Raw genomic sequence first — 14,642 nt, forward strand, 5'->3', positions numbered from 1 at the left:
GGCGCAGGCCACCGGCTTCTGTCGTTTGCCACCAGTCCAGCTGTTCCACCTTGCCGGCATCCACGCCCCAGGCGATGAGCTGGTCGCCGACGCCGAGCGGGGCGATGAAACGCGCGGTCTTGCCGGCCAGCTGCATCACCGCGGCATGGTCGAGGTGGTCGTAGTGGTTGTGCGAGAGGATCACGCCGGCGATCGGCGGCAGCGCATCGATGCTGATCGGCGGCGCATGGAAGCGCGCCGGGCCCATCCATTGCACCGGTGAGGCGCGCTCGGAGAACACCGGGTCGGTCAACCAGTACTGGCCGCGCAGCTTCAGCAGGATGGTGGAATGGCCGAGCCGGAACAGGCTGCGATCCGGCGCGGCGTCCAAGGTGGCCCGGTCCAGCGGCAGCACCGGAATGGGGTGTGCCGGTACCGTGCCCTTGGGCTTGTTGAACAGGAACGTCCACCAGATCTCGGCGCCGTCGCGCAGGCCCATCGCCGGGCGCGGCAGGGCATTGCGGAACCTGCCGTCGCGGTACTGCGGTGAATCGGGGAAGTCGGGGAGGGACCAGGACTTGCAGAAGGTATAGGCGGTCACGGCGAGGATTCCGAGCAGGAGGACAAGGAGCAGGCGCTTCATGGGTGACGTCCGCTGGGTACACTGCACAGTGTAGTTTCGTGTTTTTCAAAAGTACACTGCCGGGTGTAAAATGTGCGCATCCGTTCAGTTATCTGGTTCCAGCCATGTCCCGAGCCCCACAACGCCTGACCGATCGCAAGCGCGAGGCCATCGTGCGCGCGGCGGTGGAGGAGTTCCGTGCATCGGGGTACGAGGCGACCAGCATGGACCGCATCGCCGAGGTGGCCGGGGTTTCCAAGCGCACCGTCTACAACCACTTCCCGAGCAAGGAAGCGTTGTTCTCGATGATCCTGGAGGCGTTGTGGGAGCGCAGCGTGGCCAGCGACACCCTGCCGTACCGCGCCGACCAGCCGCTGCAGGCCCAGCTGCTGCAGTTGCTGGGGCAGAAGCTGGACCTGCTCAGTGATGCCAACTTCATCGATCTGGCGCGGGTGGCGATGGCCGAGATCATCCATTCGCCGGAACGTGCGCAGGCCATCGTCTGCCGCATGGGCGAAAAGGAGAGCGGCGAGAGTGCGTGGATCCGTGCGGCGATCGCCGATGGCCGGCTGCGCCAGGTTGATCCCGAGTTCGCCGGCCACCAGCTGCACGGGCTGGTGAAGAGCTTCGCGTTCTGGCCGCAGGTGACGATGGGGCAGGCACCGTTGAACGCGGCCGAGCGTGCACGCGTGGCCGAATCGGCGGTGGCGATGTTCCTGGGCTTCTACGCGGCCTGAGTGGGCGCGGTGGCCTAGCTGGCGACGAAGCGTCGGAACTCGTCAGCCGGCAATGCCGCCGAGTACAGGTAGCCCTGGCCGACATCCACGCCCAGCGCCCGCAGCTGCTGCTCCTGCGCCAGGGTTTCAGTGCCCTCGGCGACCACGATCGCGCCGCAGCGGTGCGCGACCTCGACGATGAAGCGTACGATCGACTGCGATTTGGCGTCGGACAGCGTGGCGATCAGCGCCTGTTCGATCTTGACCTCGGCGATGGCCAGCTGCGACAGCAGGATCAGGGTCGAATAGCCGGCGCCGAAGTCATCCAGTGACAACGTGACCTCCGCTGCCAGCAGCTGCGCGATGTTGGCATCGACCTCATCGCGTTCGACGATCTCGGTCCACTCTACAATCTCCAGGCGCAGCATCGTCCCAGGCACGCCGTGCAGTTGCAGCAGCTCCTGCAGGCGCAGGCCGAAGCCGGGCGAGCGCAGTGACTCGGCGGAAACATTGACGGCCACGGTCAGTCGCGAGCCGTCACTGTGGCACTGCTGCAGGAAGTGGGCGGCCGACTGCAGCGTGGCCCATTCCAGCGCGGCCAGACGGCCCTGCCGGCGCAGCAGCGAGATCACCCGCATCGGCGCGATCATCCGGCCTTCGCCATCACGCATGCGCAGCAGTGCTTCGGCGCCTACCAGTTGGCGGTCCTGCAGGCGGTGCTTGGGCTGGTAGCACAGCGGTGCGTCGGCGTGCTGCAGCCAGTGGTCCAGGGCGCGCTCGATCTGCGCGTCGATTTCGCTGTCGCGCTGGATCGGATCATCGAAGAACACCACGCCGGATTCGATCGCACTCAGCGCCAGGGTGATCGCGCGGAAGGGCAGGTGCCCATCCTCGGCATCGGTCGGTGGCTTCAGCTCGACCACCGCGCAGCGGACCAGCGGGCGAAAGCCTGGCCAGTCCTCGCCGATGCGCTCGGCCAGGCCGGAGGCCAGCTCGCTGATCTGCGGCTGCGCGCGCAGTTCCGACAACGAGATATCCGGGACCAGGACCGCCAGCGCGGCATCGCCGAACTGGTAGATCTCCACGCCGGTGGGCGGCAGTGATGGCAGCAGCCGACGCACATGATCGCTGCTGTCGCGGTGCCACAGTCCGTTGTCCTGCAGGGGGCCGTAGCGCAGGCGCAGATCGCGCAGGTTGCCCATCTCGGCCACGATCAGGCAGGCCTTGCCGGTGCCCGCATGATCACGCCAGTAGTGCTGCAGGCGCTCGCCGAGGGCGCGCATGTTGGGCAAGCCACTGATCGGATCGATGCGCAGCCAGGCCTGTTCGCGCTGACGCTGGGCATCGATCTGGGCGTCGTTGTACACCAGCGCGAACACCGCGCCGAGCATCAGCAGGGAGACCGGCAGTGCCAGCAGGCGCTGGAACGCCAGCTGTGCCACCGGCAGCTGATCGGCGCCGATGAGGGCCACGCCCAGGGCCAGGCCGAGCGCGGTTACCGCGATGCGCACGCCCCAGGCCTGCAGGATCGTGCGCAGCGAGAGTTCATTGAGCATGCGCGGGTGCAGGCGCCCGCGCAGCCAGATGCCGGCCAGCATCTGCAGCAGCGACTCGAGGCTGGCCGCGAGGAAGAACTGGGTGCCGGTGAACTGGTAGCGGGCCAGCAGGCTGGCGGCCAGGCAGGCGAGGCCACCGCGCCAACCGCCGAGCAGGCCGCTGACCAGCAGGATGTCAAAGCCGAGGTGGAGCTTGACCACGCCCTGCGTGTAACGGGCCACGAACCAGGAGTTGAACAGGTAGATGAGCCCCAGAGCCACGCCCACGTAGAGGCGGCGGCCCTCGATGGCATGTCCGGCGCGGCGGGTGCCGATCAGCAGCACGCCGATCATGCCGATCACCGCCGTGGCCTGCAGCAGGTACAGCGGCAGGCTGGGCAGAGCGCTGTCCAGGACCTGGGCCGAGACCCGTGAAAGCGCATCCATAGCAGGTTCCCGCCTGTGACCGACGGCCAGTAAGGGCAGGGTAGTCGCAGCTGCGTGCAGGTTCAATTGCACCGGTCGCCTTCGCGCAGCAGGTGTTCGGCCATGAAATCGACAAACGCTCGCACGCGCGGCGGCTGGTGGCGATGGCTTGGCCAGAGTGCCCAGAAGGTGCTTTGTTCGGTGCTCCATTTATCCAGCACGCTGACCAGCACGCCGCTGTCGAGCGCGTCCCGGATGGCGAAGGCGGGCAGGCAGGCGATGCCGTGGCCGTCGATGGCCATGTGCAGGATGGTCTCGAGATGGTTGGCGGTCATTGCCGGCGTCAGCCGCATCTCATGGCCTTGCTCAGCCGCCTGCAGTGGCCACCGCTCGATCAGCCCGGTGCCGGGGAAGCGATGCAGAAGGCAGGCATGGCTGCTCAGCTCGTCCGGATGCTGGGGCGTGCCGCGGTTCGCGAAGTACATAGGGGCGCCGACGCACAGCAGGCGGGTACTCCCGAGGTTGCGGCCGTGCAGTCTGGAGTCGGCGGGACTGCCGGTGCGGACGACTGCATCGAAACCCTCTTCGATGACATCGACAAGGCGGTCGCTGAAGTGCAGGTCGAGTTCGACGGCGGGGAAGCGCCGTGCGAATGCCGAAAGCACGGGCAGCATCAGTCCGCTTGCGAGTGGAAGGCTGAGTTTCAGGCGGCCGCTCGGCGCGGCGTGGGCGTCGCTGAGCTCACGCTCGGCCGCGGCGACCTCGATCATGATGCGGCGGCATCGCTCGAGGAACTGCTCGCCTTCGGCGGTCAGGCTGACACTACGGGTATTGCGATGCAGGAGGCGGGCGCCCAGGCGTTCCTCCAGCCTGGCGATGGTCTTGCTTGCCGCCGAGGGAGTGATGCCGCGCTGGCGAGCGGCGGAGGCGAAGCTGCGTGCCTCGGCGACCAGGACAAAGAGGCTGAGACCGGCAAGGCTGTCCATGGACGATGATTGATGACGTTGATGTCATGAAAGTATGGACCTTGCGCTGGATTTTTCCAGGATAACGTCGTCGATAGCATCAATCCCGTGGCGCTGGGCCATGCTGAAGCTTCCTCCCCATGTCTGTTTCATGTTCGCGCGCTGCCGAATCTCCCGGTCGTGGGCTGGTCCTTGCCGGCTGCCTGACCGCGCTCACCATTCCTTTGAGCATCGCCAGCCCCGCTGTGGGCATCCCGGCGATACGCGCGGCCCTGGGCGGTACTCCTGCAGAGCTGTCCTGGATGATCAACGCCTATCTGCTGACCTACGGCAGCACCACGCTGGTGGCCGGAAGGCTGGCCGACCTGTACGGCAGGCGCAGGGTCTGGATCCTGGGCGGCGTGCTGTTCTCGATCGTCACCGGCCTGATTCCACTGATGCCCGGCGTGGCATGGATGAATGCCATGCGGCTGTTGCAGGGGATGGCCGCGGCGGCAGCGTTTGCCGGCGCGATGGCATCGCTGGCACAGGTGTTCGATGGCCGGGCCCGGGCGAAGGTGTTCAGCCTGATCGGAACCACCTTTGGTGCCGGAGCCGCTGGCGGGCCCTTGCTGGCGGGTGGGCTGATCGATGGCCTGGGCTGGGAGTGGGTGTTCTATCTGCCGGCGCTGCTGGCTGCGCTGACCGTGCCGCTGGTCGCCGTTGCATCCGTCGAGTCGAAGCATCCCGGTTCGCCCCGCCTGGATTGGCTGGGCGCGGCAACCTTCACATGTGCACTGGGTTCACTCACCTACGCCATGATCGTGCTCCCGGAATACGGTGCACTTCATGCGAAGACGCTGGTGCCGCTGCTGCTCTCGGTCATTCTGCTGGCCGCCTTCATTGCGGTGGAGCGTTCCCATCGCACACCGCTGCTCGATCTCGGGCTGCTGCGCAATCGGCGCTTTGTCGGCGTGCAGGTTCTGGCCGTGGCACCTGCGTTCTGTTACGTGGTCCTGCTGGTCCTGCTGCCGGCAGGTTTCATTGGTGTTGAAGGCCTGCGGCCAAGCGAGGCAGGGCTGGCGATGGCGGCACTGTCGGCGCCATTGCTTGTCGTTCCGTTGGCGTCCGGCCATCTGCTGCGATGGATGCCTGCACAGGTGTTGTGTTGTGCCGGCCTGTTGATCGCAGCGGCGGGCCTGGCCTGGCTTGCACAGGCGGTCGATGCCCCGTCGCAACGATGGCTGCCGATGCTGGTCATCGGGATCGGAATCGGACTGCCCTGGGGCATCATGGATGGGCTGGCGGTCAGCGTGGTCGCCAGGGAGCAGGCGGGCATGGCTGCCGGCATCTTCAACGCCATGCGATTGGCCGGTGATGCCATGGCACTGGCCATTGTCGGCATCATGCTCTCGGCGCGTATCGGTGCGCATCTGATGCGGGAGGCCGGCCCGGTGGCCCGCGCCACGTCGCACAAACTGTCCGTGGGCGACCTTGCCGGGGTTGCGCAGGAACTGCCAGGCGTATCCCGAACGGTCCTGGCCAACGCCTATCTGCAAGCGCTCCACGGCCAGCTGTTGATCCTGGCCGCGGCCACGGTGGTTTGCGCCGTCGTGCTCTGGTACCTGTTGCGCGAAGAGCGTGCGACGGCTCAGGCCGGAGGCGGTCAGTAGCGCGGGTCGGCGATGGCAGGCAGCACCAGTTCGCGCACGAAACCGGAGGGTGACAGCTGCAGCAGTGCACGCACCATCGCCACCACATCGTGCACCGGCACCTGCTCGCCGTTGCCGCGCGCCGCAGCCTCCGCCACCGGTACCGACACTGCATCGTCGGTATTGAGGTAGCCCAGCTGCAGGTTGGTCACTGCCAGCCGGCGGTCACGGAAGCCCTCGCGCAGCGCGTCGGCGATGCCATTGAGGGCGAATTTGGATGCGCCGAACGCCACTTCCGGGCGCCCGCTGCGTGGCAGCGCCGAGGTCGAGCCGGTCAGCACCAGCTGCGGGCGTGGTGCACCCAGTACGCGCGGCAGCAGTCGTTGCAGCAGCACCAGGGTTGCGGTGATGTTGACGTCCACCAGATGGGAGAGCGCGGCATCGCTTTCATCGAGGAAGGCGTACTCGTCGCTGAAGGCCTTGTCTTCCCAGATGCCGAGGTTGTGGATCAGTACGTCAAGATCGGCTGGCGCCTGCGCGGCGATATGGTCGGCGGCGGTTGTGGGCTGGGCGAGGTCGGCTTCGATCCACTGCAGGGTGACGCCTTGCGGGCAGACAATGCCACGCGGGCGGCTGCGCGAAACGCCGATGACGGTGTCGCCAGGGCCGCACAGGCCTTCCACGAACGCCCGACCGAGGCCCTTGCTGGCGCCGATGACCATCAGTTTCATGTTGCTTCCTTGTTCCACAGCGGCGGCCTCAGTCGGCCGCAAGAATGACGTCCCAATCGGCGAACGCACGCAGGCCGCTGCGCTCGGCGGTCAGGATTGAGGCAATGTTGTCGAGCTGGCAGCGATACTGCGGCTGCAATCCTGCGGCCTGCGCGGACACGGCCATGGCCTGCACCAGCAGGCGGGCATGCCCGCGGCCACGGGCTTCGGGCAGGGTCAGCACGCCCATGTCGGCAAGGGCGGAGTCCAGGGCCCACGGATACAGGCTGCCGGCGGCAACCAGTTGCTCCCCGTCGAAGGCACCAAAAACCTGCCAATGATCCAGTTCGACCCAGGCTGCATTGAGATCCTTGTCACTGGCGCGGGCCTGGAACACCTCGAATGCTGCGCTGTCGGTCGGGCCGAGGCGGCGGATGTGGGGCGGTGCCGGCCGTGCGGGCAGGGCAGCGAGTGTCGCGGCGGGGAAATGGAAGACACGGTCGGCGCCATGCGTGCGCTGGCCGATCGTCATCAGCCGCTGTTGCAGCTGGGCCAGTGTCCAGCGCGGTTGTGCCCGCAGCTGTAGGCGATCGGCCAGGGCCGTGCTCAGCAGTGCGCGCGCTGGACCCGTGACCGGCTGCAGCAGCATGCCATCTTCGCCCTCGTCGAAATCATCGCGGCAGGCAAGCTGCAGCAGCGAATCATCCTGCAGCACGTGTGTGCCGGCGAACACGCGCCGCCAGGCGATGTCGATCAAGGGAGAGAATGCACCTTCCATGATGGCGGTTTCGCTCAGTGGTGGGGCAGTTCGACCTGCAGCCCTGCAGCTTTCCACTCGGGATAGCCTGCGGCAAGCCGCTGCGCGGTCAGTCCGGCATCGCGCAGCATCGCCACCGCATCATTGGACAGCACGCAGTAGGGGCCACGGCAGTAGGCGACAATGTGGGCGGCACGCGGCAGTTCGTCCATGCGTGCATGCAGTTCCGTGACCGGAATGTTCAGTGCGCCAGGTAGATGACCCAGCTCGAATTCCTCGCGCGGCCGCACATCCAGCAGCACCACGCTGCCGCGCTGTTCCAGCAGCTGTTCGACGCTGAGCCCGTCCAATGCGTCGCGGCGCTGCAGGCTGTCCCGGATCACCTTCTGCATCTCGCTGCGCTGGTGATCGGCATGGTCGCGCAGTGCAGCCAGCAGGTTGCCGACCGGGCCGTCGCCACTGCGATAGAGGATGCGCTTGCCGTCGCGGCGGGTCTGCACCAGGCCGGCGCGGCGCAGCTGCTGCAGGTGCTGGGAGGTGTTGGCCACCGACAGGCCGGTCAGCTCGGCCAATCTTTCCACCGCGCGCTCGCCCTGCGCGATGTGTTCCAGCAGGGCCAGGCGGTGGGCATGGCCAAGCGCGCGTGCGATCTCGGCCAAGGCCTCCAGCGGCGCGAAGGCGGGCTCGGTTGCGGCATTCATGAGCGGCACGCTAGCATTGATCTATCATTCAAGCAAATAATTGAAGGTGGTGGTCATGGAAGCAGTGGCGCTGTTCGGGCGGGATGCGGTGCTGATCGGTGTGGGCGCGACCGCGGTGATGGATCTGTGGGCGCTGCTGCAGCGGCGGCTGTTCGGCATTCCTTCGCTGGATTTCGCCATGGTCGGTCGCTGGCTGGGCCATCTGCGGCGTGGCCGCTTCCGCCATGACGGGATAGGCCGCTCGGCACCCGTTCGTGGCGAGCGTGTGCTGGGGTGGGCCGCGCACTATGTGATCGGGGTGATCTTTGCCGGCCTGCTGCTGGCGTGGGTTGGCGTTGGGTGGGCGCGTGCGCCGACCCTGCTGCCGGCGCTGACCTTCGGCATTGTCAGCGTGGCCGCGCCGTTCTTCAACCTGCAACCGGGCATGGGTGCAGGCATTGCTGCTTCGCGCACGCCCGCGCCGGGCAAGGCGCGCCTGCGCAGCCTGGTCGCGCACAGCGTATTCGGCCTGGGCCTGTATCTGGCTGCGTGGCTGCTGGCCGCGGCTGATGCGGGATGAGCGAGAATCAGTCCAGGCACCCGCAGCGGAACTCCCCCGGAATGGAAGCAACACACGTGCACATGCAGGACATGCCGCTGCCACGGGCCTGGCAGGAAGCCCTGGCCGATGCGCGCATCGAACGGCAGTCGATCGGCGTTTCGCGCGCGGACGTCGCCCGTGTGCGGCGCCGCGGGCAGGCCGATGCGTTCCTGAAGTCGGAGGTGATCGATGCCTTCAGCGAACTGGGCGATGAAATCGTGCGGCTGCGTTGGCTGCAGGCGCATGGCCAGCCCGCGCCGATCGTGATGGATACCGCCGAGGAAGCAGGCAGGCGCTGGTTGCTGATGAGTGCTTTGCCGGGTCGCGATCTGGCCTCGGTGCCCGAGCTCGCCCCCCGGCGGGTGGTGGAACTGTTGGCCGACGCGCTGCGTGGCCTGCATGCAATGCCGACCTCAGGTTGCCCGTTTGACCAGCGCCTGGCCTTGCGCCTGCAGGCCGCACAGGCGCGGGTCGAGGCCGGCCAGGTGGATGCCGAAGACTTCGATGACGAACGCCTGGGGCAGAGCCCGCAGCAGGTGTTCGCCGAGTTGTGCGCGACGCGCCCCGACCACGAAGACCGGGTGGTCAGCCATGGTGATGCCTGCCTGCCCAACCTGATGGTGTCTGGTGGGCACTTCAGCGGCTTCATCGATTGTGGGCGGCTGGGCGTTGCCGACCGTTACCAGGACCTGGCGCTGGCGGCGCGCAGCCTCGTCCACAACTTCGGCGATACCCGTTGGGTGACGCCGCTGTTCCAGCGCTATGGCATCGTCGCCGATGAGCGGCGATTGGCGTTCTACCGCTTGCTCGACGAGTTCTTCTGAGGCAACAGGCGTGCGCGGAGTTGCAGTGGGCCATTGCCGGCGGCGGCCGCTGCGCTGAACTGCAACGCCACCGGTTCGGGGAGTACATCGAACAGGCGCACGCCGCCGCCCAGCAGAACCGGAAGCCAGGTCAGCACCAGTTCGTCCAGCAGCTGTGCCTGCACCGCCTGGCGGACCATGGCGCCGCCATCGACATAACCGATGGGGCCTGACCGGCAAGGGCAGCCTGCGCAGTTGGGTCGAAGCAGGGATGCGGCAGATGATCGCGCTGTTGCCACGGCGTTAGCTGCGGTGGGCGGGGGTGCAAACGGGTGGCCAGGACCAGGGCAGGCTGAACGCAGCCTGCCACGCGTCCGCTTCATCTCTTTGAAGTGAACGATCGTTCGTTCAGTATCTGCAGCATGAGCCGAAACGACCGCAATGAGCAACGGGCCGCACTGATCCTGCAGGCGGCGCTGCAGTGCTTCCTTGCCAAGGGATTCCACCAGACCAGCATGCGTGACATCGCGCAGGCGGCGGGTGTCAGCCTGGGCAACCTGTACAACCATTTCCCCGGCAAGGAGGCGATCATCCTCGCGGTGGCCGTAGCCGAGAGCGAGGAGCTTGCGCCCTTGCTGCAGCAACTGGCGGCGGCCGATGGCGAGCGCGTGCAGGTGCTGGCCTTCCTGCAGGCGTTCCATGCACTGTGCCGGCAACCGGAATGGGCGATCCTCGCCGTTGAGGTGCTGGCCGAGAGTGCGCGCAACCGTGCCGTGGCCGAGGCGTTTGCAGGCAACCGGCAGCACCTGCAGCAGGTCCTGGCTGACGCCCTGCTGCGCATGGCGCAGCGCGAGCGCCGGCGTCCTGCGCTGGCCCCGGCACTGCAGGCGCAGGTGCTGCTGGATGCCATCGAAAGCGAGGCCCTGCGCCAGGGCCTGGGTGGTACAGGCGATGCTGGTGATACGGCGCTGGACCCGGGCCTGCTGGCGCTGTTGCTGGGGGCGCGTGCATGAGTGCCGTCGATCGGCGGCTGCATGGCCTGGATCTTGCGCGCTACCTGGCACTGGCCGGCATGGTGCTGGTCAACTTCCGGCTGGCGATGGCCGTGCCCGCGGAGGGCGACCGTTGGCTGGTGGGCTTCTTCCACCTGCTGGAAGGCAAGGCCTCGGCGACCTTCGTCACCCTGGCCGGGCTGGGCCTGGTGCTGGCCACGCAGAAACAGCGGTGGTGGCCGGCCAGCGTGCAGACCTGGCGGCGCGCGCTGTTCCTGCTGCTGCTGGGCCTGCTCAACCTGACCCTGTTCCCGGCCGACATCCTGCACTACTACGCGGTGTATTTCGCGTTGGCGGTGCTGTGGTTGCGGGCGTCGCCGCAGGTGTTGCTGGCCAGCATCGTCGGCCTGGCGGCCTGCTCGTTCTGGGCGCTGCTGCATTGGGACTACAGCCAGGGTTGGAACTGGCAGACGCTGGAGTACGCCGGCCTCTGGCAATGGCCGGGTGCGCTGCGCAACCTGCTGTTCAATGGTTTCCACCCGGTGCTGCCGTGGCTGTGCTTCTTCCTGCTGGGCATGCTGCTGGCGCGCCTGCAGCTGTCGCAAGCGCGGGTGCAGCACGCCTTGCTGGTGCTGGGCCTGCTGCTGCTCGCCGCTGGGCACGGTGTGCAGCAGCTCGCGCAGGGAACGCCGTGGCAGGCATGGTTGGGAACCCAGCCGATGCCGCCGGGGCCGGCCTATGTGCTCACCGGTGCAGGTGCGGCCTGCAGTGTCATCGCCACCTGCCTGTGGCTCACCCGTGCGTGGCCAGGAGATTGGCTGGAGCCGTTCACCGCGGCCGGGCGCATGACCCTGAGCCTGTATGCCGGTCATATCCTGCTCGGCATGGGCGCGCTGGAAAGCCTGGGCCTGCTCGATGGCAGCGCGTCGCTCGCGTCGGTGCTGTTGTGGGCGCTGCTGTTCCTGATGGTGGCCACGGCAGCGGCGTGGCTGTGGTCATGGCGATTCGCACGTGGGCCGTTGGAGGCGCTGATGCGGCGTATCACCAGCTAGTCCCTGGGGCGCGCCGAAGCGATGTTGTGACGGACATGTCTGTGTCGCGGCGAGCACATCTGCGATAGTGGCGGCAGGTAATACTTTCCGCTTGCATCCATGTCATTCGCTTCGGCGCAGCATCTCGGCGAAGTTCTGCAGCAGTCCTACGGCATCACGGCCACCGCGGTGGTGCCACGCCCGGTTGGCGCCGACGCCAATGCCAGCGTGTATCGCGTGGATGCGCGGCGCGGGCAGTGGTGGTTGAAGTGCCGCACCTACCAGGTCGATCCGGCGGTCTGGGACAGCCTGCACTGGCTGCGCGGCACGCTGGGCATCGATGAGATCGTCGCGCCGTGGCCGGCGCTGACCGGTGGCGCTTCGGTGCAGCGCTGGGGCCTGCAGTTCACCCTGTTTCCCTACATCGAAGGCCAGTCCGGCTTTGAAGCTGCACTGAGCCGCAAGCAGTGGCAACGGTTGGGTGAGGTGCTGCGACGCCTGCACGACGCCCGCCTGCCGCCGGAGCTGCAGCAGGCACTGCCGTGCGTGCGGATGGAGACCGCTGCGCTGGAGACCCTCGGTGAATGGTTGGCCGGGCAGGGCCTGCCAGCGGCGCAGGATGGGCTGGGCCGTGCCTTCCTCTCGATCTGGGAGCAGCAGCACGCACGCATCGCCGCCCTGCATGCGCAGGCGGAACGGTTGCACGCTGCACTGCAGGAGGTTCCGGTCAACCCGCAGCTGTGCCATACCGACCTGCATGCCGGCAACCTGCTGATGGGCAACGACGGTGGCCTGCACCTGATTGATTGGGATGGTCTGTCGCTGGCGCCGCGCGAGCGCGACCTGATGTTCATCGGCGCCGCGGTGGGGGGGCGTTGGGGCCGTGAGCATCCGCTCGGATTCGAGGAGGGCTATGGCAGCGAACCGGCTGATCCGCGCTGGATCGCCTGGTATCGGCATTGGCGCATCCTGCAGGACCTGATCGAGTTCCAGCAGGTATTGCTGGGTAGCGGTGCCGGCGAGCGTTCGCCGCAGCTGCGCCGGCAATCGCTGCACTACCTGGGCGAGCAGTTCGCACCAGGCAATGTGTTCGATGCGGCGGAGCGGGCGTATCGGGCGTTGTAGCGCCGTGCCCGCGCTCGGCTGCTGTTTGCGCCGCCATCGTTGATCCGGCGCGCAGCTGGCCATCCACGCATCGCGTGGATCTACTCGGCGGGCTTGGCGGCGGCCGAGGCTGCCGCGCTCGCTGCACGCCGCGACAGCACGGCTTCGCGATGGGCGATGTAGGCGTTGGCGGCCAGGATGATGCCGGCGCCGATGAGGGTCCATCGATCCACGCTTTCGTTGAACAGCAGCCAGCCGAACAGGGTCACCAGCGGCAGCTGCAGGAAGCTGATCGGTGTCAGCGCCGAAACCTCGCCCAGGCGTAGCGCACGCGTCCACAGCAGCTGGCCAACGGTGCCGAGCACGCCGGTGGCGAGCAGCCACAGCCACGCCACGCCGGTTGGCCAGACCCAGACGAACATGGCCGGAACCAGCGACAGCGGCACCCAGAACACGTAGGTGTAGAGCACCACGGTGTCGGCACTGTCGATACGGGTCAGCTGCTTGATCTGGATCGCCACCAGTGAGCTGAGCAGAGCAGCGGCCACGGCGACCAGGCTGCCTGCGGTGAAGCCGGCGGTGCCGGGACGCACGATCACCAGTACGCCGATGAAGCCGACCACCACCGCCGCCCAGCGGCGCACGCGCACGGTCTCGCCCAGCCACAGCACGGCGGCGATGGTGACGAACAGGGGCGTGGAATAGGACAGGGAGACTGCCTGCGCCAACGGCAGGTGGCCCAGTGCCCAGAATGCGCACAGCATCGAGCCGAGGCCGATCGCACTGCGCACGAAGTAGCGTGGCAGCTGCTGCGTCCTCAGCGGCGCGTGGCCGGGGCGCAGCAGCATCGGCAGCAGCGCCAGCAGGCCAAAGGCATTGCGGAAGAACGCCACTTCCTGGGTCGGCACGTAGCGCGTGGCATAGCGGATCGCCACCGCCATCAAGCCGAAGGCCATCGTGCTGCCCAGCATCAGCAGCGCCGCCCGCATCGGGGTGGCGCCGGAGGAGAAGGCGGGGCTGTTCACCACTGTGCGCCGAGCAGGCGGGGCTCCGGTTCGATCGGCACGCCGAATTTCTCCAGCACCGAGGCCGAAATGCGGCGCGCCAGCGCCAGCAGTTCAGCGCCACTGGCCGTGCCATGGTTGACCAGCACCAGCGCATGGCTTGGGGCCACGCCGGCATCACCTTCGCGGAAGCCCTTCCAGCCGCAGGACTCGATCATCCAGGCGGCGGAGACCTTGCGCTTGCCCTCCTGGTCGGAGGGAAACACCGGCAGCTCGGGGAAGTGCTGCAGCAGCACGTCGACCTGCTCCAGCGGCAGCACCGGGTTCTTGAAGAAGCTGCCGGCGTTGCCCAGTACGTCCGGGTCGGGCAGCTTGCGGCGGCGGATCGCAATCACCGCATTGGCCACGTCCACCGCACCGGGCAGCTCCACCCCCTGCGCCTGAAGTTCCTCGCGGATGCCGGCGTAATCCATGCGCAGGTCGTGCAGCAGCGGCAGCTTCAGTTCGATGGCGGTGATCAGGTAGCGGTCCATCTGCTGCTTGAACACGCTGTCGCGGTAAGCGAAGCCACACTGCTCGTTGTCCAGCCGTACCCAGGCCTGCGCGTGGCAGTCCCAGGCTTCCACCGCCTGGATGAACTCGCCGACCTGCGCGCCATAGGCACCGATGTTCTGGATCGGCGCGGCACCGGCGGTGCCGGGAATCAAGGCCAGGTTCTCCAGCCCCGACAGGCCTTCCTGCAGCGACCACATCACCAGGCCATGCCAGGGGACGCCGGCGCCAGCGCGGATCACCGCATGGTCGGCGCGATGTTCCAGGAAGCTGATGTCGCGGTTGCCGAATACCAGCACCGTGCCGGGCAGGTCCTCGGCGACCAGTACGTTGCTGCCACTGCCCAGCACCAGCAGCGGTCCGTTGGCCACCTCGGGCAGTCCCAGAACTTCGGGCAGCAGGGAGGCGTCGTGCAGTTCCAGCAGCTGTGCTGCGCTGGCCTGCACATGGAAGGTGTTCAGCGCCTGCAGCGGCGCATTGCGGGTGAGCGTCCAGCGCAGCGGCGCGGCGCCATCGACGGTATCCATGGGCGCG

16 protein-coding genes are annotated in these 14,642 nt (G+C 67.4%); 7 read left to right on the forward strand and 9 right to left on the reverse strand.

Features of this window, described 5'->3' with window-relative positions; translation table 11 throughout:
* The coding region (locus Q0P60_RS10915; protein WP_294992689.1) for an MBL fold metallo-hydrolase at positions 1-622 on the reverse strand (622 nt) is incomplete at its 3' end.
* A gap of 104 nt (positions 623-726) precedes the next feature.
* Between Q0P60_RS10915 and Q0P60_RS10920 the strand changes: the two genes are divergently transcribed.
* Positions 727-1,338 carry a TetR/AcrR family transcriptional regulator gene (locus Q0P60_RS10920; RefSeq protein WP_294992693.1) on the forward strand — a complete coding sequence of 204 codons (612 nt, stop codon included), beginning with the start codon at positions 727-729 and terminating at the stop codon, positions 1,336-1,338.
* A 14-nt stretch (positions 1,339-1,352) separates the two neighbouring features.
* Here Q0P60_RS10920 and Q0P60_RS10925 read toward each other — a convergent pair whose 3' ends face one another.
* Both Q0P60_RS10925 and Q0P60_RS10930 read right to left on the reverse strand, forming a co-directional pair.
* Positions 1,353-3,299, reverse strand: a complete 1,947-nt coding sequence (locus Q0P60_RS10925) for a GGDEF domain-containing phosphodiesterase (RefSeq protein ID WP_294992698.1) — start codon at positions 3,297-3,299, stop codon at positions 1,353-1,355.
* Between the two features lie 62 nt (positions 3,300-3,361).
* A complete protein-coding gene (locus Q0P60_RS10930; protein WP_294992701.1) occupies positions 3,362-4,264 on the reverse strand; it encodes a LysR family transcriptional regulator in 903 nt (300 codons plus the stop codon).
* 119 nt (positions 4,265-4,383) lie between these two features.
* On the opposite strand from Q0P60_RS10930, the gene Q0P60_RS10935 reads away from it, so the two are divergent.
* On the forward strand, positions 4,384-5,895 hold the full coding sequence (locus Q0P60_RS10935) for an MFS transporter (RefSeq protein ID WP_294992706.1): 1,512 nt from the start codon (positions 4,384-4,386) through the stop codon (positions 5,893-5,895).
* Here the strand turns inward: Q0P60_RS10935 and Q0P60_RS10940 are convergent.
* The 3 genes from Q0P60_RS10940 to Q0P60_RS10950 are packed head-to-tail and all read right to left on the reverse strand — an operon-like array spanning position 5,889 to position 8,042.
* Positions 5,889-6,605 carry an SDR family NAD(P)-dependent oxidoreductase gene (locus tag Q0P60_RS10940; protein WP_294992709.1) on the reverse strand — a complete coding sequence of 239 codons (717 nt, stop codon included), beginning with the start codon at positions 6,603-6,605 and terminating at the stop codon, positions 5,889-5,891. The two genes, Q0P60_RS10935 and Q0P60_RS10940, sit on opposite strands and share 7 nt — an antisense overlap.
* Before the next feature lie 28 nt (positions 6,606-6,633).
* Positions 6,634-7,362, reverse strand: coding sequence for a GNAT family N-acetyltransferase (locus tag Q0P60_RS10945; RefSeq protein WP_294992713.1), 729 nt, complete (start codon positions 7,360-7,362; stop codon positions 6,634-6,636).
* 14 nt (positions 7,363-7,376) lie between these two features.
* Entirely contained in the window at positions 7,377-8,042 is a 666-nt protein-coding gene (locus Q0P60_RS10950; RefSeq protein ID WP_294992716.1) for a metalloregulator ArsR/SmtB family transcription factor, read from the reverse strand.
* 55 nt (positions 8,043-8,097) lie between these two features.
* Between Q0P60_RS10950 and Q0P60_RS10955 the strand changes: the two genes are divergently transcribed.
* Entirely contained in the window at positions 8,098-8,601 is a 504-nt protein-coding gene (locus Q0P60_RS10955) for a DUF2938 domain-containing protein (protein ID WP_294992720.1), read from the forward strand.
* A gap of 41 nt (positions 8,602-8,642) precedes the next feature.
* Positions 8,643-9,446: an APH(3')-II family aminoglycoside O-phosphotransferase gene (locus Q0P60_RS10960; RefSeq protein ID WP_294992723.1), complete on the forward strand. Its 804-nt coding sequence runs from the start codon at positions 8,643-8,645 to the stop codon at positions 9,444-9,446.
* Here the strand turns inward: Q0P60_RS10960 and Q0P60_RS20635 are convergent.
* Positions 9,419-9,625 (reverse strand): dihydrofolate reductase family protein, encoded by a 207-nt coding sequence (locus Q0P60_RS20635; RefSeq protein ID WP_345780327.1) that lies wholly within the window; start codon positions 9,623-9,625, stop codon positions 9,419-9,421. The genes Q0P60_RS10960 and Q0P60_RS20635 overlap by 28 nt on opposite strands.
* Positions 9,626-9,847: 222 nt before the next feature.
* Here Q0P60_RS20635 and Q0P60_RS10970 point away from each other — a divergent pair, with 222 nt between their 5' ends.
* From Q0P60_RS10970 to Q0P60_RS10980, 3 genes are all read left to right on the forward strand, one after another.
* Positions 9,848-10,438, forward strand: coding sequence for a TetR/AcrR family transcriptional regulator (locus Q0P60_RS10970; protein WP_294992726.1), 591 nt, complete (start codon positions 9,848-9,850; stop codon positions 10,436-10,438).
* Positions 10,435-11,469, forward strand: a complete 1,035-nt coding sequence (locus Q0P60_RS10975) for a heparan-alpha-glucosaminide N-acetyltransferase domain-containing protein (RefSeq protein WP_294992729.1) — start codon at positions 10,435-10,437, stop codon at positions 11,467-11,469. The genes Q0P60_RS10970 and Q0P60_RS10975 overlap by 4 nt, the downstream gene beginning before the upstream one ends.
* A gap of 99 nt (positions 11,470-11,568) precedes the next feature.
* A complete protein-coding gene (locus tag Q0P60_RS10980) occupies positions 11,569-12,573 on the forward strand; it encodes an aminoglycoside phosphotransferase family protein (RefSeq protein ID WP_294992732.1) in 1,005 nt (334 codons plus the stop codon).
* 80 nt (positions 12,574-12,653) lie between these two features.
* Here Q0P60_RS10980 and Q0P60_RS10985 read toward each other — a convergent pair whose 3' ends face one another.
* Together Q0P60_RS10985 and murB are read right to left on the reverse strand one after the other, a co-directional pair.
* Positions 12,654-13,541, reverse strand: a complete 888-nt coding sequence (locus Q0P60_RS10985) for a DMT family transporter (RefSeq protein WP_294993168.1) — start codon at positions 13,539-13,541, stop codon at positions 12,654-12,656.
* Positions 13,542-13,573: 32 nt separating this feature from the next.
* The gene (gene murB, locus Q0P60_RS10990) at positions 13,574-14,635 is read right to left on the reverse strand and encodes a UDP-N-acetylmuramate dehydrogenase (protein ID WP_294992735.1); all 1,062 of its coding nucleotides are present in this window, start codon (positions 14,633-14,635) and stop codon (positions 13,574-13,576) included.
* Positions 14,636-14,642 lie beyond the last annotated feature (7 nt).

The organism is uncultured Stenotrophomonas sp., assembly GCF_945952405.1.
Classification (GTDB): Bacteria; Pseudomonadota; Gammaproteobacteria; order Xanthomonadales; family Xanthomonadaceae; genus Stenotrophomonas.

Bases quoted from the DNA above. Each gene is read 5' to 3' on its own strand.
- Q0P60_RS10935 (WP_294992706.1), top strand. From the start codon at position 4,384: ATGTCTGTTTCATGTTCGCGCGCTGCCGAATCTCCCGGTCGTGGGCTG.
- Q0P60_RS10970 (WP_294992726.1), top strand. From the start codon at position 9,848: ATGAGCCGAAACGACCGCAATGAGCAACGGGCCGCACTGATCCTGCAG.
- Q0P60_RS10960 (WP_294992723.1), top strand. From the start codon at position 8,643: ATGGAAGCAACACACGTGCACATGCAGGACATGCCGCTGCCACGGGCC.
- Q0P60_RS10955 (WP_294992720.1), top strand. From the start codon at position 8,098: ATGGAAGCAGTGGCGCTGTTCGGGCGGGATGCGGTGCTGATCGGTGTG.
- Q0P60_RS10950 (WP_294992716.1), bottom strand. From the start codon at position 8,042: ATGAATGCCGCAACCGAGCCCGCCTTCGCGCCGCTGGAGGCCTTGGCC.
- Q0P60_RS10920 (WP_294992693.1), top strand. From the start codon at position 727: ATGTCCCGAGCCCCACAACGCCTGACCGATCGCAAGCGCGAGGCCATC.
- Q0P60_RS10980 (WP_294992732.1), top strand. From the start codon at position 11,569: ATGTCATTCGCTTCGGCGCAGCATCTCGGCGAAGTTCTGCAGCAGTCC.
- Q0P60_RS10975 (WP_294992729.1), top strand. From the start codon at position 10,435: ATGAGTGCCGTCGATCGGCGGCTGCATGGCCTGGATCTTGCGCGCTAC.
- Q0P60_RS20635 (WP_345780327.1), bottom strand. From the start codon at position 9,625: ATGGTCCGCCAGGCGGTGCAGGCACAGCTGCTGGACGAACTGGTGCTG.
- Q0P60_RS10930 (WP_294992701.1), bottom strand. From the start codon at position 4,264: ATGGACAGCCTTGCCGGTCTCAGCCTCTTTGTCCTGGTCGCCGAGGCA.
- Q0P60_RS10940 (WP_294992709.1), bottom strand. From the start codon at position 6,605: ATGAAACTGATGGTCATCGGCGCCAGCAAGGGCCTCGGTCGGGCGTTC.
- Q0P60_RS10925 (WP_294992698.1), bottom strand. From the start codon at position 3,299: ATGGATGCGCTTTCACGGGTCTCGGCCCAGGTCCTGGACAGCGCTCTG.
- Q0P60_RS10945 (WP_294992713.1), bottom strand. From the start codon at position 7,362: ATGGAAGGTGCATTCTCTCCCTTGATCGACATCGCCTGGCGGCGCGTG.
- murB (WP_294992735.1), bottom strand. From the start codon at position 14,635: ATGGATACCGTCGATGGCGCCGCGCCGCTGCGCTGGACGCTCACCCGC.
- Q0P60_RS10985 (WP_294993168.1), bottom strand. From the start codon at position 13,541: ATGCGGGCGGCGCTGCTGATGCTGGGCAGCACGATGGCCTTCGGCTTG.